At 69.5% G+C, this 21175-nt stretch carries 22 protein-coding genes and 2 riboswitches; of the genes, 11 read left to right on the top strand and 11 right to left on the bottom strand.

Annotated features, from left to right (window positions below; all coding sequences use genetic code 11):
• Positions 1–81 precede the first annotated feature (81 nt).
• From PotMrB4_RS04215 to nrdR, 3 genes are all read right to left on the bottom strand, one after another.
• Positions 82–756 carry a riboflavin synthase gene (locus PotMrB4_RS04215; protein ID WP_142012353.1) on the bottom strand — a complete coding sequence of 225 codons (675 nt, stop codon included), beginning with the start codon at positions 754–756 and terminating at the stop codon, positions 82–84.
• 183 nt (positions 757–939) lie between these two features.
• A riboswitch (FMN riboswitch) is annotated at positions 940–1096 on the bottom strand.
• Between the two features lie 85 nt (positions 1097–1181).
• On the bottom strand, positions 1182–2306 hold the full coding sequence (gene ribD / locus PotMrB4_RS04210) for a bifunctional diaminohydroxyphosphoribosylaminopyrimidine deaminase/5-amino-6-(5-phosphoribosylamino)uracil reductase RibD (RefSeq protein WP_172432602.1): 1125 nt from the start codon (positions 2304–2306) through the stop codon (positions 1182–1184).
• Between the two features lie 3 nt (positions 2307–2309).
• Positions 2310–2774 (bottom strand): transcriptional regulator NrdR, encoded by a 465-nt coding sequence (nrdR, locus tag PotMrB4_RS04205; protein WP_044402522.1) that lies wholly within the window; start codon positions 2772–2774, stop codon positions 2310–2312.
• Positions 2775–2902: 128 nt separating this feature from the next.
• Here nrdR and PotMrB4_RS04200 point away from each other — a divergent pair, with 128 nt between their 5' ends.
• The 3 genes from PotMrB4_RS04200 (at position 2903) to trxA (ending at position 4955) form a co-directional block, all read left to right on the top strand.
• Positions 2903–3334 carry a YbaY family lipoprotein gene (locus tag PotMrB4_RS04200; protein ID WP_232060794.1) on the top strand — a complete coding sequence of 144 codons (432 nt, stop codon included), beginning with the start codon at positions 2903–2905 and terminating at the stop codon, positions 3332–3334.
• Positions 3331–3984, top strand: a complete 654-nt coding sequence (locus PotMrB4_RS04195) for a class I SAM-dependent methyltransferase (RefSeq protein ID WP_044402528.1) — start codon at positions 3331–3333, stop codon at positions 3982–3984. Before PotMrB4_RS04200 ends, PotMrB4_RS04195 begins: the two co-directional genes overlap by 4 nt.
• Positions 3985–4085: 101 nt before the next feature.
• Complete coding sequence (trxA, locus tag PotMrB4_RS04190) at positions 4086–4955, top strand: thioredoxin (protein ID WP_172432601.1); 870 nt, start codon at positions 4086–4088, stop codon at positions 4953–4955.
• Between the two features lie 49 nt (positions 4956–5004).
• On the opposite strand, the gene PotMrB4_RS04185 is transcribed toward trxA, so the two are convergent.
• Positions 5005–5358, bottom strand: coding sequence for a hypothetical protein (locus PotMrB4_RS04185; protein ID WP_074972810.1), 354 nt, complete (start codon positions 5356–5358; stop codon positions 5005–5007).
• Between the two features lie 104 nt (positions 5359–5462).
• On the opposite strand from PotMrB4_RS04185, the gene PotMrB4_RS04180 reads away from it, so the two are divergent.
• From PotMrB4_RS04180 to PotMrB4_RS04160, 5 genes are all read left to right on the top strand, one after another.
• A complete protein-coding gene (locus PotMrB4_RS04180) occupies positions 5463–6059 on the top strand; it encodes a DUF2796 domain-containing protein (protein WP_172432600.1) in 597 nt (198 codons plus the stop codon).
• Positions 6060–6099: 40 nt separating this feature from the next.
• The gene (locus PotMrB4_RS04175; RefSeq protein ID WP_172432599.1) at positions 6100–6807 is read left to right on the top strand and encodes an ABC transporter ATP-binding protein; all 708 of its coding nucleotides are present in this window, start codon (positions 6100–6102) and stop codon (positions 6805–6807) included.
• Between the two features lies 1 nt (position 6808).
• The gene (locus PotMrB4_RS04170; protein WP_172432598.1) at positions 6809–8071 is read left to right on the top strand and encodes an ABC transporter permease; all 1263 of its coding nucleotides are present in this window, start codon (positions 6809–6811) and stop codon (positions 8069–8071) included.
• Positions 8072–8078: 7 nt separating this feature from the next.
• Positions 8079–8600, top strand: coding sequence for a DUF3299 domain-containing protein (locus tag PotMrB4_RS04165; RefSeq protein ID WP_044402546.1), 522 nt, complete (start codon positions 8079–8081; stop codon positions 8598–8600).
• A 126-nt stretch (positions 8601–8726) separates the two neighbouring features.
• Positions 8727–9422, top strand: a complete 696-nt coding sequence (locus PotMrB4_RS04160) for an OmpW/AlkL family protein (RefSeq protein WP_172432597.1) — start codon at positions 8727–8729, stop codon at positions 9420–9422.
• Between the two features lie 135 nt (positions 9423–9557).
• On the opposite strand, the gene PotMrB4_RS04155 is transcribed toward PotMrB4_RS04160, so the two are convergent.
• The 4 genes from PotMrB4_RS04155 to PotMrB4_RS04140 all read right to left on the bottom strand — a co-directional run bounded on the left by PotMrB4_RS04155 (position 9558) and on the right by PotMrB4_RS04140 (position 12762).
• A complete protein-coding gene (locus PotMrB4_RS04155) occupies positions 9558–10484 on the bottom strand; it encodes an NAD-dependent epimerase/dehydratase family protein (protein WP_172432596.1) in 927 nt (308 codons plus the stop codon).
• On the bottom strand, positions 10477–11361 hold the full coding sequence (locus PotMrB4_RS04150; protein WP_074972798.1) for a sugar nucleotide-binding protein: 885 nt from the start codon (positions 11359–11361) through the stop codon (positions 10477–10479). The genes PotMrB4_RS04155 and PotMrB4_RS04150 overlap by 8 nt, the downstream gene beginning before the upstream one ends.
• Positions 11362–11572: 211 nt before the next feature.
• Positions 11573–12325, bottom strand: coding sequence for a precorrin-4 C(11)-methyltransferase (gene cobM, locus PotMrB4_RS04145; protein ID WP_160480680.1), 753 nt, complete (start codon positions 12323–12325; stop codon positions 11573–11575).
• Positions 12322–12762: a cobalamin biosynthesis protein gene (locus PotMrB4_RS04140; RefSeq protein WP_172432595.1), complete on the bottom strand. Its 441-nt coding sequence runs from the start codon at positions 12760–12762 to the stop codon at positions 12322–12324. Before PotMrB4_RS04140 ends, cobM begins: the two co-directional genes overlap by 4 nt.
• A 98-nt stretch (positions 12763–12860) precedes the next feature.
• Positions 12861–13054, top strand: a riboswitch (cobalamin riboswitch).
• Positions 13055–13145: 91 nt separating this feature from the next.
• Between PotMrB4_RS04140 and cobW the strand changes: the two genes are divergently transcribed.
• Entirely contained in the window at positions 13146–14198 is a 1053-nt protein-coding gene (cobW, locus tag PotMrB4_RS04135; protein WP_074972792.1) for a cobalamin biosynthesis protein CobW, read from the top strand.
• A gap of 60 nt (positions 14199–14258) precedes the next feature.
• Positions 14259–17993, top strand: a complete 3735-nt coding sequence (gene cobN, locus PotMrB4_RS04130) for a cobaltochelatase subunit CobN (protein WP_172432594.1) — start codon at positions 14259–14261, stop codon at positions 17991–17993.
• A 4-nt stretch (positions 17994–17997) separates the two neighbouring features.
• Here cobN and PotMrB4_RS04125 read toward each other — a convergent pair whose 3' ends face one another.
• Positions 17998–18897 carry a YihY/virulence factor BrkB family protein gene (locus PotMrB4_RS04125; RefSeq protein ID WP_142012372.1) on the bottom strand — a complete coding sequence of 300 codons (900 nt, stop codon included), beginning with the start codon at positions 18895–18897 and terminating at the stop codon, positions 17998–18000.
• 224 nt (positions 18898–19121) lie between these two features.
• Here PotMrB4_RS04125 and PotMrB4_RS04120 point away from each other — a divergent pair, with 224 nt between their 5' ends.
• A complete protein-coding gene (locus PotMrB4_RS04120; protein WP_172432593.1) occupies positions 19122–19607 on the top strand; it encodes an LEA type 2 family protein in 486 nt (161 codons plus the stop codon).
• Positions 19608–19710: 103 nt separating this feature from the next.
• On the opposite strand, the gene cysC is transcribed toward PotMrB4_RS04120, so the two are convergent.
• Positions 19711–20319, bottom strand: coding sequence for an adenylyl-sulfate kinase (gene cysC, locus PotMrB4_RS04115; protein ID WP_044402573.1), 609 nt, complete (start codon positions 20317–20319; stop codon positions 19711–19713).
• Positions 20306–21016 (bottom strand): sulfotransferase family 2 domain-containing protein, encoded by a 711-nt coding sequence (locus tag PotMrB4_RS04110; RefSeq protein WP_107331005.1) that lies wholly within the window; start codon positions 21014–21016, stop codon positions 20306–20308. Before PotMrB4_RS04110 ends, cysC begins: the two co-directional genes overlap by 14 nt.
• Positions 21017–21175: the final 159 nt, after the last annotated feature.

The following is a 21175-nucleotide window of genomic DNA, read 5'->3' as shown; positions in this document are numbered from 1 at the left end:
TAAAAACAGGCTCAAAATGCTCATTTACCGCACGTAAACTGCGCTTTTTCGCCTGTTTTTGCCTTGCGCTGACGGCCTCGCCTACGTTTTTAGATGCGCCCCGAGGTAGCCGTGTTCGGCGAGGAAACCTTCGGTGATGCCGGACGCCTGGGGCTCGGCGGCCTTGTCGCCCAGCAGCAGGCGCTCCAGGTAGCGGGCCAGCAGGTCCACCTCCAGGTTCACCCGGCGGCCGGGCCGGTAATCCACCATGATGGTTTCCGCCAGGGTGTGCGGGACGATGGTCAGCTCGAACTCGGCGCCATTGACCGCGTTCACCGTCAGGCTCGTGCCGTCGACGGTGATCGACCCCTTCAGGGCGATGTACTTGGCCAGTTCACGCGGCGAGCGGATCCTGAATTGGACGGCGCGGGCGTTGTCTTCCCGGGCGATCACTTCCCCGATGCCGTCGACGTGGCCGCTGACCAGGTGGCCGCCAAGGCGGCTGGTGGGGGTCAGGGCCTTTTCCAGGTTCACCGGGCTGCCCGGCTTGAGGTCGTCGAAGGCGGTGCGCGCCAGGGTCTCGCGGCTGACGTCGGCCCAGAAGCCGTTGCCAGGCAGTTCCACGGCGGTGAGGCAGACGCCGTTGACGGCGATGCTGTCGCCGAGCTTGACGTCGCCCAGGTCCAGCTTGCCGGTCTCCACCAGGACCCGGACGTCACCGCCCTTGGGGGTGATGGCGCGAATGGTGCCGATGGCTTCGATTATGCCGGTGAACATGGAGCCTCCCGAGTCATGGAGCGGCCGCCATGGGCAGCCTGGGCGAGGACCGGCACGCGAACGGCCAGGGCCGCGCGGTTCGGTCGAAGGGGGTTGAGCATGTCGATCTCCTGTTTGGTGAGAAACAGGGCTCTGGATCGAATGGGACTTCGCGGACGCGCGAACGCGCACCCAGGCGGGCAATCCCGTTCTCTCTTCATCCGGACTGTGACCGTCGGCCCCGGGATCACACCGGGTCTGCTGACCTTCCCCTCGCCGTGGCGACCGGGAAGCGCTCGCGGGCTATGCGCGTGGCGCAATTACCGCCGGTGGGGACTTCCACCCCGCCCTGAGAACGTTTCGGCCTTCCATTCCAGAAGGCCGAGCGCGTTTTTAACACAGGGCGCGGCCTGCTCCAAGCCAGTCGTTTCGATGGAAATGATCAGCTATCGAGCAACCAGAGGCAGCGGCACGGCGATGATGCGCCAGTCGTCACCGACAGCACGCACGTCGGTGATCTTCAGCTGCGGCGCCTCGGTCATCCGCGCCAGGGGCCAGTCCAGCAGGGGACGGGCGCTGGAGCCGAGCAGGCGACCGGCCATGAAGATCTGGAATTCATCCACCAGGCCCGCCCGGGCGAAGGCACCGGCCAGGCGCGGCCCGGCCTCCACCAGCACTTCATTGGCCCCGCGCGAGCCCAGTTCCAGCAGCAGACGACGCAGGTCGACATGGCCGTTGCTGCTCGGCACGGCCAGCAGTTCGTGGCCCTCCTCCTGGAAGCGATCCCGCGCCGAGGCCACGGCGCAGGTGGCCACCAGGGCCTTGCCGGCCTGGTAGAAGGGCGCGGAGAGCGGCACCCGCAGGCGACCGTCCACCAGCACGCGCAGCGGCGGACGGGTCACCGCCAGGGCGGTCAGTTCGGCGTTCAGGCCCAGCTCGTCGGGGCGCACGGTCAGGCGGGCGCCGTCGGTGAGCACGGTGTCGGCACCGGTCAGCACCACGCTGGCCCGCGCCCGCAGGCGCTGCACGGCGGCACGGGCGGCCGGGCCGGTGATCCACTGGCTTTCGCCACTGGCCATGGCGGTGCGGCCGTCCAGGCTCATGGCGAGCTTGACGCGGACGAAGGGCAACCCGGTTTCCATGCGCTTGATGAAGCCGGCATTGAGCACGCGCGCCTCGCTCTCCAGCACCCCGGACTGCACGGCGATGCCGGCGTCCATCAGGCGCAGCAGGCCACGGCCGGCCACCTGGGGATTGGGGTCCTGCATGGCGGCGACCACCCGGGCGACGCCGGCGTTCACCAGCGCATCGGCGCAGGGCGGGGTCCGCCCGTGGTGGCTGCACGGCTCCAGGGTCACGTAGGCGGTGGCCCCCCGGGCGCGCTCACCGGCCTGGCGCAGGGCGTGCACCTCGGCGTGGGGCTCGCCGGCGCGGGCGTGCCAGCCTTCGCCGACCACCTGGCCGTCACGGACGATCACGCAGCCGACGCGGGGATTGGGGTGGGTCGAATAGAGGCCCTTGCGAGCCAGTTCCAGCGCACGGGCCATGAAGGCCTGGTCGGATGCGGTCATGCCTTAGTCTTTGGAGGGCTCACGGGCCAGCCGCTCGATTTCCTCGCGGAACTCGTTGAGGTCCTGGAAGCGGCGATAGACCGAAGCGAAGCGGATGTAGGCCACCTCGTCGAGCTTCTGCAGCTCGACCATCACCAGCTCGCCCAGCACCCGCGACTTCACCTCGCGCTCGCCGGTGGCGCGCAGCTTGTGCTTGATGTGAGCGATGGCCTCTTCGAGACGCTCGATGCTCACCGGGCGCTTCTCCAGCGCCCGCTGCATGCCGGCACGGAGCTTGTCCTCGTCGAAGGGCTGGCGGCTGCCATCCTGCTTGATCAGGCGTGGCATCACCAGTTCGGCGGTCTCGAAGGTGGTGAAGCGCTCCTCGCAGGCCAGGCACTCGCGGCGACGGCGGACCTGATCGCCTTCCGCGACCAGTCGCGAGTCGATCACCTTGGTGTCATGGGCGCCGCAGAAGGGACAGTGCATGGCAGGGAGGGGGCTATGGCGGAAAAGAAGGCCACATGGTAGAGCGCATCTCCCTGGCAAGACAAGCAACCGGGGTTTGAGCTATAAGGCCGCGCACACCGCCTGTACCCCCTTGGCCAGGAGTCATGATGCGTCCGCTCTACATCCTTTCCCTTGCCGCCCTGCTGGCCGCCTGCGCCGGCGAGCCGCCCGCCGAACCTGCACCGGCGAAACCGGTCGCCAAGCCCGCTGCCGAGCAGCCGTTGCCCGCCTACATGCGCGCGCTGGACGGCCAGTTGCTGGGCGCCCCCGCCGGCAGCGACGTGGAGCTGGCCTTGCTGGCGGTGGACACCCGCGACCGCCCGCTGCGCCTGCTCGGCAGCCTACGCCTCGACGGCACCGGCACGGCCCTGCCCTTCCGCCTGACCTTCAACCCCGAGGCCTTCCCCCGGGACCTGCGGGTGGAATTGCGCGCCCGGGTCAGCCAGTCCGGCCAGTTGATCCAGCGCCTCGCCCCGCGGCGCATCCCGGCGGCGGAAAGCCAGTCCCTGGGCGCCCTGCAGCTGGAGACCGTGCCATGACGCCGCCCTCGACACTGCAGGCCCCGCTCGCCCAGTTGCTCGGCGATGCCCAATTGCGCGCCGAGACGCTGCCGGGCACCGACCTGCGCCTCTGGCTGATCGACGCCGACAACATGGACCGCGCCTTCGACGCCGACGAGACCCGGCGCATCCTCGAAGAGCCGCCCTACTGGTGCTTCTGCTGGGCCAGCGGCCTGGCCCTGGCGCGCTGGTTCGCCGAGCAGCCCCACTGGGTCGCCGGCAAGCGCGTGCTGGACTTCGGCGCCGGCTCCGGCGTGGCGGCCATCGCCGCCGCCAAGGCCGGCGCGGCGGAAGTGGTGGCCTGCGACCTCGACCCGCTGGCCCTGGAGGCCTGCCGCGCCAATGCCGCGCTGAACGGTGTGACGCTCGGCTACAGCGCCGACTTCTTCGCCGAGGCTGATCGCTTCGACCTGGTGGTGGTGGCCGACGTGCTCTACGACCGCGCCAACCTGCCGCTGCTGGACCACTTCCTCAGCCGGGGCCGCGAAGCGCTGGTGGCCGACTCCCGCGTGCGCGACTTCGCCCACCCGCTGTACCGCCGCCTGGCCATGCTGGAAGCCTGCACCTGGCCGGACCTGGCCGAGCCCGAGCAGTTCCGCCACGTGAGCCTGTACCACGCCGCCCGCTGAACCGCCGGATGCGCCACGCCGCTCGCCCCCACCCGGTAGGCGCGCGGCGTTAGCGGCCGTATGATTCGCCCACTCTCTTCCCTGCGCTTACGGAATCCACGATGAGCGACACGCCCTACATCTTCGATGCCACCGCCCTCGACTTCGACCAGTCGGTGATCCAGAACTCCTTCCACAAGCCCGTGCTGGTGGATTTCTGGGCCGAGTGGTGCGCCCCCTGCAAAGCCCTCATGCCGCTGCTGGCACAGATCGCCGAGTCCTACCGGGGCGAGTTGCTGCTGGCCAAGGTCAACTGCGACGTCGAGCAGGACATCGTCATGCGCTTCGGCATCCGCAGCCTGCCCACCGTGGTGCTGTTCAAGGACGGCCAACCGGTGGACGGCTTCGCCGGTGCCCAGCCGGAATCCCAGATCCGCGCCATGCTCGCCCCCCACGTTGCCGAACCGGCACCGGAAGCCGCCGACCCGATGGAAGCGGCCCAGACCCTGTTCGACGACGGCCGCATCGGTGATGCCGAGGCCGTGCTCAAGCAACTGCTGGGCGAAGACAACAGCAACGCCCCGGCGCTGATCCTCTACGCCCGCTGCCTCGCCGAGCGCGGCGAGCTGGGTGAAGCCCAACTGGTGCTGGATGCGGTCAAGGGCGACGAGCACAAGCAAGCCCTGGCCGGCGCCCGCGCCCAGCTGGCCTTCCTGCGCCAGGTGAACGACCTGCCCGAGGCCGCCGCCCTGAAGAGCCGCCTGGCCCAGGACGCGGGCGACGACGAAGCCAGCTACCAGTTGGCCATCCACCAGTTGGCCCGCCAGCAGTACGAACCGGCCCTGGATGCCCTGCTGCGACTGTTCGTGCGCAACCGCAACTACGGCGAAGGCCTGCCCCACAAGACCCTGCTGCAGGTGTTCGACCTGCTGGGCAATGATCACCCGCTGGTCACCACCTACCGCCGCAAGCTATACCAGGCGATCTACTGATTGCCCTGCCAGGCCGCCCCATCAGGGCGGCCTGGCCGCCTCTCCCGCCTCAGCCCTTCCAGACATACACCGGCGCGTCCGCCCCGGCTTCCAGCTGCACCTGCTCGCAATGGCGCAGGCGCACCAGCAGGCGCTTGCCGGCTGCCGCACTGCCCGCCAGGGCCTCCAGATCGGCCAGCAGGCGCGGGCCTTCCAGACGGCCGGCCTCGCGCAGCAGCCCCAGGGCGGCCTCCCAGCGTGGATCCGCCTGCCGGGAAGGGGCGGCTGCCGGTGGCGCAACCGGCTCGGGCGATGCTGCCGGGGCAACGTGCAATTGAGCGCCCAGGCGCTGCCAGTCCTCCTCGTCCATTTCCACCGTCAGGTCCACCGGCCAATCACCGATCCGTCCGCGAATGCGCAGCATGCAAGGTTCCTCGATAAACGACGCGCCATGCTCTCACGCCTCTGGAAGCCGGCCCACAGTTGTTATAACGTAACGCCGCTTTTCACCCGCATCTGGAGACTCCCATGCGCCGCCTGCTGCTCGCCCTGCCCTTCGCACTGCTCCCCCTGGCCTTCTCCGTCCAGGCCCATGAACACGACGATCACGACCACGAAGGCCACGGCAGCCTGGGTGCCCACGAGCACGGCGTGGCCCGCCTCAATGCTGCCCTGGACGGCGGCACCCTGGAGCTGGAACTGGAAAGCCCGGCCATGAACCTGGTGGGCTTCGAGCACGAGGCCCGTAGCGATGCCGACAAGGCCGCCGTGGCCAAGGCCCGCGCCGAGCTGGAAAAGCCCCTGGCCCTGTTCGCCCTCCCCGAAGCCGCCGGTTGCAAGGTGTCCGAACAGGAACTGGAAAGCCCGCTGTTCGGCAACGCCCCGGAAGAGGCCCACGAGCCTGAGCACAAGCACGAGGACGGCGATGAGCACCACCACGCCCACAGCGAGATCCACGCGCGCTACCACCTGGAATGCGCAACGCCGGCCAAGCTGACCGGGCTGGACCTCAAGGGCCTGTTCACGCGCTTCCCCGCCACCCAGAAAATTCAGGTACAACTGATCGGCCCGAAGGGCCAGCAGGGCGCCGAACTGACCCCCGCAGCCCCCTCCCTGAGCTTCTGATCCCCCGATGAGCCGGCCGGGGCAACCCGGCCGTCCGTACATGAGCCAGACACTGATCGAAATCACCGACCTGGGATTCGCCTGGCCCGGCCAGGCCGAGTTGCTGGACATCCCCGCCTTCACCCTCAACAGCGGTGAAACCCTCTTCCTCAAAGGCCCCAGCGGCAGCGGCAAGACCACCCTGCTGGGCCTGCTGGGCGGCGTCCAGGCGCCCGGGCGGGGGCACGTCCGCCTGCTCGGCCAGGACCTCGGCGCCCTCTCCTCCGGGGCTCGCGACCGCTTCCGGGTGGACCACACCGGCTACATCTTCCAGCAGTTCAACCTGCTGCCGTTCCTCTCGGTGCGCGAGAACGTCGAGCTGCCCTGCCGCTTCTCCCGCCTGCGCGCCCAGCGCGCCAGCCAACGCCACGGCAGCGTGTCGGCCGCCGCCGTGACCCTGCTCGGCCACCTCGGCCTCGGCGAGGCCCTGCTGGAGCGCCGCGCCGATGCCCTGTCGATCGGCCAGCAGCAGCGGGTCGCCGCCGCCCGCGCGCTGATCGGCCAGCCGGAGCTGCTGATCGCCGACGAGCCCACCTCGGCCCTGGACGCCGATGCCCGCGAGAGCTTCCTGCGCCTGCTCTTCGACGAATGCCGCGACGCCGGCACCAGCCTGCTCTTCGTCAGCCATGACCAGAGCCTGGCCCCCCTCTTCGACCGCAGCCTCTCGCTGCTGGACCTGAACCGCGCAGCCCGCCCGCTGGAGGCCTGAGATGCACCTGCTACGCCTGGCCCTGGCGAGCCTCGCCAACCGCCGCTTCACCGCCCTGCTCACGGTCTTCGCCATCGCCCTCTCGGTCTGCCTGCTGCTGGCGGTGGAGCGGGTACGCACGGAAGCCCGCGCCAGCTTCGCCAGCACCATCAGCGGCACCGACCTGATCGTCGGCGCCCGCTCCGGGTCGGTGAACCTGCTGCTCTACTCGGTGTTCCGCATCGGCAACGCCACCAACAACATCCGCTGGGAGAGCTTCGAAGCCATCGCCCAGGACAAGCGGGTGAAATGGGCCATCCCGATCTCCCTCGGCGACTCCCACAAGGGCTACCGGGTGATGGGCACCAGCGAGGCCTACTTCGAGCACTACCGCTACGGCCGCGCCCAGCCGCTGAAGCTGGCCGAAGGCAAGCCCTTCGCCGACCTGTTCGACGTGGTGCTCGGCGCTGAAGTGGCCGAGGCGCTGAAGTACAAGCTGGGCGATCACATCGTGCTGGCCCACGGCGTCAGCACCGTCAGCCTGGTGCAGCACGACGACAAGCCGTTCACCGTGGTCGGCATCCTCGAACGCACCGGCACCCCGGTGGACCGCACCCTGCACATCTCCCTGGCCGGCATGGAAGCGCTGCACGTGGACTGGCAGAACGGCGTGCCCGCGCGCGGTACCGGCAAGGTCAGCGCCGACCAGGCCCGGGCCATGGACCTGCAGCCCAAGGCCATCACCGCCTTCCTGCTGGGGCTCAACAGCAAGATCGCCACCTTCGCCCTGCAGCGGCAGATCAACGAATACCGGGGCGAGCCGCTGCTGGCGGTGCTCCCCGGCGTCGCCCTGCAGGAGCTGTGGAGCCTGATGGGCACGGCCGAGAAGGCGCTGTTCGTGGTCTCGCTGTTCGTGGTGCTCACCGGGCTGATCGGCATGCTCACCGCCATCCTCACCAGCCTCAACGAACGCCGCCGGGAAATGGCCATCCTCCGCTCCGTGGGCGCGCGCCCCTGGCACATCGGCAGCCTGCTGGTTCTGGAGGCCTTCGCCCTGGCCGTGGCCGGTGCAGTACTCGGGCTCGGCCTGCTGTACCTCGGCATCGCCGTCAGCCAGGGCTACGTGCAGGCCAACTACGGCCTCTACCTGCCCCTGGCGCTGCCCTCTAACTATGAGTGGACACTGCTGGGCGGTATCCTGGCCGCCGCCCTGCTGATGGGCAGCGTGCCGGCCTGGCGCGCCTATCGACAATCCCTGGCCGACGGCCTCTCCATCCGCCTGTGAGCTGCGAATGAAACGTGCCCTGCTGACCCTGCCGGCCCTCCTGCTGCTGGCCACCACCGCTCTCTGGGCGGGGGATGTGCGTGAACTGACCTGGTCGGAGATGATCCCCGCCGACGCCCCGCCGCCTCCGCCGCCCGCCCCGATCCACGACCTGTCGCAGCTGGCCGACTCCCTGGCCAGCGAGTCCGGCCCGGCGGCCACACAGCAATCCCCGGCCGCCCCGGTGGTCAAGGAGCTGGACGGCCAGGAGGTGAAGCTGCCCGGGTACATCGTCCCGCTGGACGTCACCGAGGAAGGCCGCGTGACCGAGTTCCTGCTGGTGCCCTACTTCGGCGCCTGCATCCACGTCCCGCCGCCGCCGTCCAACCAGATCGTCCACGTCACCACCGAGCTGGGCGTGCTGATGGATGCGCTCTACCAGCCGTTCTGGATCGAAGGCCCGCTGCAGGTGAAAGCCTCCACCAGCGAACTGGCCGAAGCCGGCTACCAGATGGAAGCGAGCAAGATCTATCCGTACGAATCCCAGTGAAAACGGAGGGTGGTTAGCAAGCCTGCTAACGAATCCGCATCGGCATTGAGCTAGATCAAGGCGAATGGGGGGCCGGTTCCCTGAAACTGCGCCACAGCCAACACAGCTCAAGACCTGGAGCCCTCCATGAAAAAGTCGTTCCTCGCTGCCTCTCTTCTCGCACTGGCCGTGGCTGCACCCATGGCCCAGGCCCACCAGGCCGGTGACATCCTGATCCGCGCCGGCGCCATCACCGTCAACCCGGAAGCCGATTCCTCCAGCGTGAAGGTGGATCGCGGCGCACTGGCCGGCACCGACCTGGGCGGCAAGGCCACCATGAGCAGCGACACCCAGCTCGGCCTGAACTTCGCCTACATGCTGACCGACAACCTGGCCATCGAACTGCTGGCGGCCACCCCGTTCGAGCACGACGTGAAGATCAAGGGCACCGCCCTCGACTCCGCCAACGGCAAGCTGGGTACCCTGAAGCACCTGCCGCCGACCCTGAGCCTGGTGTACTACCCGCTGGATCCGAAGTCCGCCTTCCAGCCCTACGTGGGCGGTGGCATCAACTACACCTGGATCTATGACGAGCACGTGGGCAGCGAGGCAACCGCCGCCGGCTTCGACAACTTCAACGTGAAGAACTCCTGGGGCCTGGCCTGGCAGGTCGGTGCCGACTACATGCTGACCGACAACGTCATGCTGAACGCCCAGGTCCGCTACATCGACATCGACACCCGCGCCTATGTCGATAACAGCATCGCTGGCGGTGTGCGCGCCAAGGTCAACGTCGACGTCGACCCGTGGGTCTACATGGTCGGCCTGGGCTACAAGTTCTAAGCCCTGCTGCACAGAACAAAGGCGCCTTCGGGCGCCTTTTTCGTTTGGGCTGCTGCGGTCCCGGGGTGAAGCCCTAGGGTGAAAGCGAGCGGAAAGAAGAAAGGCGCCCGGAGGCGCCTTTCTCATGGAGCGGGCTCAGCGGCCGAGCAGCTCGGCCAGGCCCTTGGCCAGGGGCGTCGGCTCGGGGAAGTCGAAGCGTGCCAGCAGGCGCTGGTTGTCGGCCAGGGAATGGCGGATATCCCCCGCACGCCCGGGCGCATGACGGATCTCAGGCAGACCGCCCACCACCTCGCCGATGGCCGCCAGCAGTTGGTTCAGGCTGGTGGACTGGCGCAGGCCGACGTTCACCGCCCCCACCTCCACAGCCGGCATCTCCAGCGCCTCGGCCAGCACCTGCACCAGGTCGCCGACGTAGAGGAAGTCACGGGTCTGCTCGCCATCGCCGAAGACGGTGATGGGCGAACCGGCCAGCGCCCGCTCGGTGAAGATGCTGATCACCCCCGAGTAGGGCGACGATGGGTCCTGGCGCGGGCCGTAGATGTTGAAGAAGCGGAAGATCGCCGGCTCCAGGCCGTGCTCGCGCCGGTAGAAATCCAGGTAGTGCTCGCTGGCCAGCTTGTCCGACGCGTAGGGCGTCAGCGGTGCCTTGGCGGTGTCTTCGTCGATGGCCTGGCCTTCGCCGTTCTGGCCGTAGATCGCGGCGCTGGAGGCGAACAGCACGCGCTTCACCCCGTGGGTGCGCATGGCTTCGCAGACGTTCAGGGTGCCGATGAAGTTGGCCTGGTGGGTCGCCACCGGGTCATCCACCGAAGCCTGTACCGAGGCCACGGCGGCCAGGTGCGCCACCGCCTTGCAGCCGGCCATGGCACGCGCGACCACCGCCGCATCGGCCACGTCGCCCTCGATCAGCTCCAGGTGCGGGTTGTCCAGTGCCAGGTTGCCGGGCTTGCCGGTGGAGAGGTTGTCCAGCACGCGCACGGCGTGCCCGCGGGCCAGCAACTGGTCCGCCAGGTGCGAACCGATGAAGCCGGCGCCGCCGGTGATGAGGATGGGATCAGCCATGTCGGTAGTAGCGGTCCAGCAGGGCCGGCAGGGCCGCACGCCAGGCGCGCGGCTTGATGCCGAAGGTGTGGAAGATCTTCTTGCAGGCCAGCACGGCGTGCTGCGGTTCGTCCGCCGCGTCGGGGCGGGCCGCGTGGGCCTGCGGGGTGATGTCCTGCACCTTCAGCGGGTGCAGGGCGCGTGCCTCGGTGAGCACCGCCTGGCCCAGGGCCAGGGTGGTGGTCGCCTCGTGGGCGCCGTAGTGGTAGGTGCCCCACAGCGGCGCGGCGCAGTCCAGCTGCTTGAGCACCGCCAGCATGACCCGCGCGGCATCGTCGGCCGGGGTCGGGTTGCCACGGCGGTCGTCCGCCAGGCAGATCTCGTCGTCCCGCTCGGCGCGGACCAGGAAGCGGCCCAGGGTGCCTTCGCGGCTGTCGTCCAGCAGCCAGCCGAAGCGCAGCAGCACATGGCGCGGGCACAGGGCGCGAACGCTCTGCTCGATGCGCCAGAGGGACTGGCCACGCAGGCTCAGGGGAATGGTCTCGTCCTTCTCGCTGTAGGCCGTGGCGCGGGCGCCATCGAAGACCCGGTAGCTGGAAGGCTGCAGCAGCACGATGTTGTGGTGCTGGCACAGCTCGGCGAGGCGCTCCACCGACCGCTCCTGGGCCGCGAAGCGCTCAGCGCTCACGTCTTCGGCCTGGAACCAGTCGAAGTAGTAGGCGAGGTTCACCACCGCGTCGGGGCGGGTGTCGTCGAGCAACTGCGTCAGGCTGGCGGCGTCCCAACCCTGCTCGGGCGGGCGCGGGGCGAGGAACCCCACATCATCCTCGGCACCCAGGCGAATCAGCGCCTGTCCAAGGGCATTGCCACCGCCCAGCAGCATCAAGCGCATTCGCATAAGGAGTCAGGTCGCTCAAGGCCGAAGTCATACGGACGGGCCGGCCAAAGGCCGGAAAGGCTGCATTCTGCGGGTTTCACAGCGGTACGTCACTACAGGCCCGCCGAAAAGCCCGGGCGGATCGGGGCGGGCAAGGCGAACGCAGGCGAAAAAGCCGGCATCCGGCAGGCAACACTCAGCGATATGCAGCGATCCTCTCGCGACCGAGCCGTCACTCGCCCGGCCGGTACAGGTGCGCATGCCCGGCGCGGTACAGCGACGAGTCGGCAAAGCCCTCGGCCGCCAGCACCTCCCCCACCAGGATCAGCGCCGTCCGGCGAAAGCCCACGGCCCGCACCTTCTCGGCGATGTCGGCGAGGGTGCCGGTGACCTGGGCCTGGTCCGGCCAGCTGGCGCGGTGGATCACCGCCACCGGGCAGGCCGGCCCGTAGTGCGGCAGCAGTTCGGCGACGATTTCCTCGATCCGGCTCACCCCCAGGTGGATCGCCAGGGTCGCCCGGTGACGGGCCAGGTCCCCCAGGGACTCGCCCTCGGGCATCCGCGTCTTGCTGGCGTGGCGGGTGAGGATCAGCGTCTGCGACACCTCCGGCAGCGTCAGCTCGCAGCCCAGCAGGGCCGCACAGGCCGCCGTGGCAGTAACGCCCGGCACGATCTCGTAGGGAATGCCACGCTCGCGCAGGTGGCGGATCTGCTCGCCGATGGCGCCATACAGCGACGGATCGCCCGAATGCACCCGCGCCACGTCCTGGCCCCGGGCATGGGCCTCGGCCAGCAGCGCAACGATCTGCTCCAGGTGCAGCTCGGCGGTGTTCACCACCTGCTGCGCCTGGTGCCCCTCCAGCACCGCCTCCGGCACCAGCGAGCCGGCATAGAGGATCACCGGGCAGCGGTGGATCAGCCGCTGCCCCTTCACCGTGATGAGTTCCGGATCGCCCGGACCGGCGCCAATGAAATAGACCGTCATGGCCGTTCAGCCTCCAGGTGGATGCAGGCCAACGCGCAGGTCGCGCGAGCACTGCGGCGTTTGTCGAGCAGCAGGTGCGAAGGCCCCTGCCCCAGCCGATCGGCCAGCGCCAGGGCCGCCGCCTCGGCCACCCCCGCACTGCCGGCCAGGGCGCGGACCCGCTCGGACGGCTGGCTCAGGCGCGCCTCCAGGGCGTTCAGCGCCTCGGGGGAAACGCCCTGCAACGGCAGGTTGCGCTCCGCCGCCAGCGCCTGCAGGCCTAGCTCCAGGGCGCGGTCCTCGCGGGTCGCCAACGCCGCCAGGCGCGCCGGCGGCACCCCGGCCTCGGCCAGGCAGGCATCCAGCAAGGCCCCCAGCTCCGCCGCCGTGCAGCCCTGGCGGCAGCCGAAACCGGCCACCAGCGAAGGCGGCGTCAGGGAAGGAGCAGCGGGGTTCATGGCGTGGCAGGCGACCGGGCGGGAAAAATCCGCGCAAGGACAGCACGGGCCCGACGAGGCGTCAACCAACGCGATTGACCGCCGCCCGGGCCCTGCGTAGCCTTCCGTCCTTTCGAGGTTCTCCAGCGAGCGCTGGAGCTAAGAGGGAACGTGGTCCAAGCCACGGCTGCCCCCGCAACTGTAAGCAGCTGATGCCCTGTCCACAGCCACTGCCCACGGGCGGGAAGGCGGACCCGGCGGCGCCCCGCGCCAGGCTGCGAGCCAGGAGACCTGCCTCGGCGAATTTCCAGACAACCGGGCGGGGTGATCCGGTGGCGAATACCTCCAGTGGGCCCGGCCCGCTGCATTCGTCATGCCCGCCACAGAGCACCTGAGAGGCGCGCATGAAAACCCTGGCCAAGCTCCCCGTCACCATCGTCACCGGCTTCCTCGGTGCCGGTAAGACCACCCTCCTCCGCCACATGCTGGACAACGCCCAGGGTCGCCGCATCGCGGTGATCGTCAACGAATTCGGCGAGCTGGGCATCGACGGCGACATCCTCAAGCAATGCAGCATCGGCTGCAGCGAGGAAGAGGCCGTGGGCCGCGTCTTCGAACTGGCCAACGGCTGCCTGTGCTGCACCGTGCAGGAAGAGTTCTTCCCGGTCATGCGCGAACTGGTGGCGCGCCGTGGCGACCTCGACCAGATCCTCATCGAGACCTCCGGCCTGGCCCTGCCCAAGCCCCTGGTGCAGGCCTTCCAGTGGCCCGAGATCCGCAATGCCTGCACCGTGGACGCGGTGATCACCGTGGTGGACAGCCCCGCCGTCGCCGCCGGCACCTTCGCCGCCTTCCCCGACCAGGTGGACGAGCAGCGCAAGCAGGACCCGAACCTCGACCACGAATCGCCCCTGCACGAACTCTTCGAAGACCAGCTGGCCAGCGCCGACCTGGTGATCCTCAACAAGACCGACCTGCTGGATGCCGACGCCCTGGCCGCCGTACGCGCCGAAGTCAGCGAAGAGCTGCCGCCGGCGGTGAAGGTGGTCGAGGCCGCCTCCGGCAAGCTTCCGCTGGACGTGCTGCTGGGCCTGAACGCCGAAGCCGAGCTGCACATCGACAGCCGCCCCACCCACCACGACCACGAAGAACACGAGGACCACGACCACGACGAGTTCGACTCCTTCCACGTCGACCTCCCGGAAGTGGACGAGCGCGCCCTGCTCGCGGCCCTCGGCCAGTTGGTGGAACGCCACGCCATCCTGCGCATCAAGGGCTTCGTCGCCGTCACCGGCAAGCCCATGCGCCTGCTGGTGCAGGGCGTCGGCAAGCGCTTCGACAAGCACTTCGACCGCGCCTGGCGCAGCGACGAGCCCCGCGCCACCCGCCTGGTGGTGATCGGCCAGGAGCTGGACCAGGCCACCATCGCCAACGAACTGCGCACCGCCCTGGCGTAACCACCGAACCGGCGCCTCTCCCCCGGGAGAGGGCCGCTCCACCGAGCCGAGGCCCGAGCCATGCACCTGTTGCGCACCCAGCCCGGCGGCTTCGTCCCCGACGATGGCATCGCCCATCTGGCCCAGACGCCCGCCGAGCTGGTCATCCTCTGCAGCGGCGACTCGCACCTGGCGCTGCTGGCCGAGGCCGCCCGCACGCTGCCGGAGGACTACCCGAGCCTGCGCCTGGCCAACCCGATGCAGCTGCAGAACCACGCCTCGGTGGACCTCTACGTCGACGAGGTGCTGCAGCACGCCAAGGTCATCCTCATCTCCGTGCACGGCGGCGTCGGCTACTGGCGCTACGGCATCGAGCAACTGGTGGCGCTGGCCGAGCGCGGCGCCACGCTGATCCTGGTGCCCGGAGACGACCGCCCCGATCCCGAGCTGGCACGGCTCTGCACCGTTCCCACAGAGGATGCCGAGCGCTACTGGCACTACCTGCGCCAGGGCGGGCTGGACAACGCCCGGCAGCTGTTCGCCTGCCTCGCCAGCCGCTGCCTGGGCCACGCGATGCCCTGGGAGGAGCCCAGGGCGCTGCCCCGCGTCGCGGTCTACCACCCGCGCCAGCCCAACGCCGGGCTCGCCCACTGGCGCGCCGACTGGCAACCCGAGCAGCCCGTGGTGGCGCTGGTGTTCTACCGCACCCACCTGCAGGCGGCGAACACCGGCTTCCTCGACACCTTCTGCGAACGCCTCGCCGCCCAGGGCCTCAACCCCCTGCCCATCGCCGTGGCCAGCCTCAAGGAGGCCGCCTGCCTGGCCACCCTCGAAGACTGGCTGGACGAGGCCGGCGTCGAGCTGATCATCAACACCACCGGCTTCGCCCAGTCCTCGCCGGAGGCCCCCAGCCTGCGCCCGTTCCGCCGCGACGTGCCGGTGTTCCAGGCCATCTGCAGCCTGGACAACCAGCCCCAGTGGGAGGCCAACGCCCAGGGCCTGGGCCCCCGTGACCTGGCCATGCACGTCGCCCTGCCGGAGCTGGACGGCCGCCTCATCACCCGCGCCATCAGCTTCAAAGGCCTGGCCTGGCGCAGCGAGCGCAGCCAGAGCGACGTGGTCTGCTACCTGCCCCATGTCGAGCGCATGGACTTCGTCGCCGAACTGGCGCGGCGCTGGCTGCTGCTGGCGCGCAAGGCCAACGCCGACAAGCGCGTGGCGCTGATCCTCGCCAACTACCCCACCCGTGACGGCCGCATCGGCAACGGCGTGGGCCTGGACACCCCGGCCGGCGCGCTGAATATCCTCCGCGCCCTGGAGGCCCGGGGTTACCCCGTGGCCGGCCTGCCGGAGAGCGGCACCGCCCTCATCCACAGCCTGCTGGGCGGCGTCAGCAACGACCTCGACAACCTCGACGCCCGCCCCTGCGCCCAGAGCCTGGCCCTGGACGACTACCTCGCCTGCTTCTCCCGCCTCCCCGAAGCCAACCAGCGGGCGGTGACGGAGCGCTGGGGCGAGCCGCAACAGGACCCGATGTTCCGCAGCGGACGGATGATGATCGCCGGCCTGCGCTTCGGCCTCGCCTTCGTCGGCATCCAGCCGGCGCGGGGCTACCAGTTGGACCCGGCGGCCATCTACCACGACCCGTCGCTGGTACCGCCCCACGGCTACCTGGCCTTTTATTTCTGGCTGCGCGAGGTGTTCGGCGCCGATGCGCTGGTGCACGTCGGCAAGCACGGCAACCTCGAATGGCTGCCCGGCAAGGGTGTCGGCCTGTCCGCCGAATGCTGGCCGGACGCGGTGATGGGGCCGCTGCCGAACATCTACCCCTTCATCGTCAACGACCCCGGCGAAGGCGCCCAGGCCAAGCGCCGCGCCCAGGCGGTGATCATCGACCACCTGATGCCGCCGCTGACCCGCGCCGAAACCTACGGCCCGCTGCGCGACCTGGAGCGCCTGGCCGACGAGTACTACGACGCCTCCCTGCTCGACCCCCGCCGGGCCGTGCAGCTGCGCGGCGAAATCCTCGAACTGGTCAGGGCCACCGCCCTCGACCGCGAGCTGGGGCTCAGCCTCAACGACGACGCCGACAGCTGGCTGCCGCAGCTGGACGCCTACCTCTGCGACCTCAAGGAATCGCAGATCCGCGACGGCCTGCACGTGTTCGGTGAATCCCCCGTGGCGGGCCTGCGCGACGACACCCTGCTGTCCCTGGTGCGCATCCCCCGTGCCGACGGCAAGGGCGGCAACGCCAGCCTGCTGCGCGCCCTCGCCCGCGACCTGGCGCTCGACCGCGACCCGCTCGACCTGGCCTGGGCCGAACCCTGGGAAGGGCCGCGCCCCGCCGTGCTCCAGGGCGTCGACGACGCGCCCTGGCGCAGCAACGGCGACACCCGCGAGCGCCTGGAGCTGCTGGCCCGCCAGCTGATCGCCAACCCGGCCGCCGAAGCCATCGGCCCCGCCAGCGACGCGGTTATCCACAACCTGCGGCAGGTGATCGCCCCCGCCCTGGACGCCTGTGGCGCAGCGGAAATCGGCGGCGTGCTGGCCGCCCTCGACGGGCGCTTCGTGCCCCCCGGCCCCAGCGGCGCCCCCAGCCGCGGGCGCCTCGACGTGCTGCCCACCGGGCGCAACTTCTTCACCGTGGACGTGCGCAACCTGCCCACGCCCACCGCCTGGCGCCTGGGCTTCCAGTCCGCCAGCCTGCTGCTGGAGCGCCACCTGCAGGACGAAGGCGACCACCTGCGCCAGCTCGGCCTGTCCGTCTGGGGCACCGCCACCATGCGCACCGGCGGCGACGACATCGCCCAGGCCATGGCCCTGCTGGGCGTACGCCCGGTGTGGCAGGCCGGCAGCCAGCGCGTGGAGGACTTCGAGATCCTCCCGCTGTCCTTGCTGGACCGCCCGCGCGTGGACGTGACGCTGCGGGTCTCGGGCTTCTTCCGCGACGCCTTCGCCAACCTCATCCGCCTGTTCGACGCGGCCGTACAGGCCGTCGCCGAGCTGGACGAGCCCGACGACCTCAACCCCCTCGCCGCCCGCGTGCGCCAGGACCGCGCCCGCCTGGAAGGCGAAGGCCTGCCAGCGGAGGCCGCGCGCCGCGAAGCCGGCTGGCGGGTGTTCGGCGCCCAGCCCGGCGCCTACGGCGCGGGCGTGCAAGGGGTGATCGAGGCCCGCACCTGGGAAACCCGCACCGACCTGGCCGAGGCCTACCTCAACTGGGGCGGCTACGCCTACGGGGCCAGCGATGCCGGCACCCCGGCCCGGCAACGCTTCGGCGAGCGCCTGGAAGGGCTACAGGCGGTGCTGCAGAACCAGGACAACCGCGAGCACGACATCCTCGATTCCAACGACTACTACCAGTTCCAGGGCGGCATGCTCGCCACCGCCGAGACCCTGCGCGGCCAGGCGGTCGCCAGCTACCACGGCGACCACGGCCAGCCGGACCTGCCGCGCATCCGCACCCTGCGGGAGGAACTGGGCCGGGTGGTGCGCGCCCGCGCCGCCAACCCCAAGTGGATCGCCGGCATGAAGCGCCACGGCTACAAGGGCGCCTTCGAACTGGCCGCGACGGTGGACTACCTGTTCGCCTTCGACGCCACCACCCAACTGGTGGACGACCACCAGTACGCCCTGCTGGCCGACGCCTACCTGCTGGATGCCGACACCCGCGCCTTCCTCCAGCAGCACAACCCCGAGTCCCTGCGTGACATCACCGAACGCCTGCTGGAAGCCCAGCAACGCGGCCTGTGGGAAGAACCGGGGGAATACCGCGAAGCCCTCGAAGACCTGCTGCTGGACATCGAGGAACAGTGAGGGCTCAGCCCTGCGCCACGCTGCCGTCTTCCCCCGGCCGGCGTTCGCCGGGGTTCTTGCCCTCGCGGGAGTGGTGTTCGATCACCGCGTTCAGCTCCGCCCCCAGCAGCAGCACCGCCGCCGACAGGTAGAGGTACAGCAGGAGGATGATGATGGCGCCGATGCTGCCGTACATGGCGTTGTAGGTGGCGAAGTGCTGGGCGTAGTAGCTGAAGCCGAACGAGGCCAGCAGCCAGGCCAGCACCGCCAGCACCGAGCCGGGGGTGATGAAGCGGAACTCCTGCTTCACGTCCGGCAGCAGGTAATAGAGGGTCGCCACCACCGCCATCATCAGCAGGATCGCGGCCGGAATGCGCAGCCAGTTCCACAGGATCACCACCGCCTCCTCGATGCCCACCCGCTGCGCCAGCCAGCCCATGGCCTGCGGCCCGGTGATCATCAAGCCCGCCGCCGCCAGCAGGAAGGCCGCCACGCCCAGGGTGTAGAGCACCGAGAGCGGAATGCGCTTCCAGGCCGGGCGGCTCTCCACCACGTCGTAGACGCGGTTCATCGCATCCATGCTCGAACGCACCGCCGACGAGGCGGACCACAGCGCCACCACCGCCCCCAGGGAGAACAGCCCGGGCTTCTGCGTCTGCAACTGCTCGATGGCCGGGCGCACCAGGTCCATCGCCTCCACCGGGAGCACCAGCGCCGCCTGGGTCTGCAACCAGTCGAAGAAGGTCGGCAGGTGCAGGAAACCGATCAGCGCGATCAGCAACAGCAGGAACGGGAACAGGGAAAAGAACATCTGGAAGGCCAGCGCCGAGGCATAGGTCGGCAGCTCATCGTCGATGAACTCGTTGACGGTGCTGACCAGCAGGGTGCGCCCTTTGACGCCCTTCAGGCCCAGGTAGCGGATCATGGCTCGGCTCGCTCTAGTTCCTTGGCAAGGCAATGGACGGCGCAGCGGAGGCAGGAGTTCAGGGGGATTTTCCGACCGGCGGTCAGCCCGGCGCCGCCGCGCCTGGGCCGCGGCATCCCGGCGGGTCGCGGCGTTGCGCCGCGCTGCGCTTTGCGGCCGGCGGGGAATGATCGGCGCCACGACCGGTCTGTACACACAGCTCCCGTTGTCGATGGACCGCCCCGATGCACACGATTCGCCACCCCCTCCATGCGTTGCTCTGCACCCTGCTCCTGCTGGCGTTCTCGGGCTGCGCCAACCTGGCCCCACGGGACCCGGTGCGCATCGACCTGGTGGGCATGGAGCCGGTCCCCGGCCAGGGGCTGGAGATGCGCTTCGTGGTGAAGCTGCGGGTGCAGAACCCCAACGACACGCCCATCCGCTACAACGGCATCGCCCTGGACCTGGACATCAACGACCAGCCGCTGGCCAGCGGCGTCTCCGACCAGGCCGGGGAAATCCCCCGCTTCAGCGAAACCGTGGTGAGCGTGCCGGTGACCATCTCGGCCTTCTCCGCCCTGCGTCAGGCCTGGGGCGCCACCAGCAGCCGCAACACCCGCGCAGGCATTCCCTACAGCGTGCGCGGCAAACTCGGCGGCGGGTTCTGGGGCACCGTGCGCTTCAACGACAGCGGCGTGCTGAACCTGGCCGAACCGGTGCAGGTGTATTGAGCGGTTGGGCAGCTGGAAGCACAGGCGGGGCGGGACGGAACAGCGCCCCATGGAGCGAGATGGCGGGCGAGGCCGAACGGCCCCGCCGGGAACGACCGAGCGCCTAACGCCCCAGCGCCAGGTCCACCAGTAGCTCCAGCGCCTGCGGCACCTCCACCTCCTCGGTGTCGATCACGCATTCGGCGTCCAGCGGCGGCTCGTAGGGGCTGTCGAGCCCGGTGAAGTTGCGGATGCGCCCTTCCTGCGCGGCCTTGTACAGGCCCTTCGGGTCGCGCCGGGCGCAGGCCTCGAAGGAGGTGCTGACGTACACGCAGTGGAACTCGCCCAGCTGGAACAGCGCCCGCGCCGCCTCGCGGTCGGCTCGGAACGGCGAGATGGCGGAGACGATCACCACCAGCCCGGCATCCACCATCAGCCGGGCCACCTCGGCGATGCGACGGATGTTCTCGCGGCGCGAGGCATCGTCCATGCCCAGGTCACGGCAGAGCCCGTTGCGCACGTTGTCGCCGTCCAGCACGAAGGTGTGCAGGCCACGGGCGTTCAGCTCCATCTCCAGGGCGTTGGCCAGGGTCGACTTGCCGGCACCGGAAAGGCCGGTCAACCAGATGCAGCAGGGGCGCTGGTGCTTGATCGCAGCGCGCGCGGACTTGGACAGGGCCAGGTTGTAGGGGCGGATCCATGCCGGCACGGCGGAGGAGTCAGGACTGGGCATAGCCAAGCATCTCGTAGTCGCGTTGATAGGCCCGTCGCACCAGGCGGCGGGTTCGAGCGGTACAGAACTGCCTCACCGGCGCCGCCTGGCGCTCGCATGAGACGTTGGCGCGGGGTAGGTCGGCCTGGACTCCGAGCCGCTGGCAGAGACGGTGGAAATCATGCGCCATGTTTTCCTGGCGGCCAATGAAATCCACGGCCAGTTGCCCGAGCGAATCGACCAGGAAATCGGTCTGCGGCGCAAAGTGTAGCTGGCGGTGGAGATTGTCCGGGTGCAGCCAGCGGGCGACGAACTCGTCGAAGTCGCGGAAGCTCCGCACCAGGCGCTGGGCCTCTGCATCGCGGGTCGACAGCGGGTTGCCCCGCAGGAAGGCATAGGCCGAATAGGCCCGCTCCAGCGGGTCGCGCACGAAGGTGAACTTGAAGCTTTCGGCGTACTGCTCCGGGAACTGCCGCTCGTACCAGTACAGCGGCAGGTGGCCGGGGTACCAGCCATCGAACAGGCTGAGACAGACACTGCTGCCGGCGCACTTGGGCACGTGGATGAACAGGCAGGCGCGCTGCTGGAACGGCTCGGGAAACGCGAGGTTGGCCGACATCGCCTTGTTCACGGCCTGGCGGTCCACCACCGAGAGGCGGTCCAGCAGGAAGCGCCGTTGCGCCTTGGGCAGGAGTTTCCAGAGGAGGCGTTGCAGCATCGGGTGGTCCTGGTGGTACGGGGCCTCACGGCCCGGCGAGACACCTCTAAAAACTACCTGCGTTGTCATCGCGGCGTTAAAAACAGCCTCAAAATGCTCATTTACGCCACGTAAACTGCGCTTTTTCGCCTGTTTTTGCCTTGCGCTGACGGCCTCGCC

Source organism: Metapseudomonas otitidis, assembly GCF_011397855.1.
GTDB classification, from domain to species: Bacteria; Pseudomonadota; Gammaproteobacteria; order Pseudomonadales; family Pseudomonadaceae; genus Metapseudomonas; species Metapseudomonas otitidis.
This window is presented reverse-complemented; position numbering and strand designations above follow the sequence as displayed.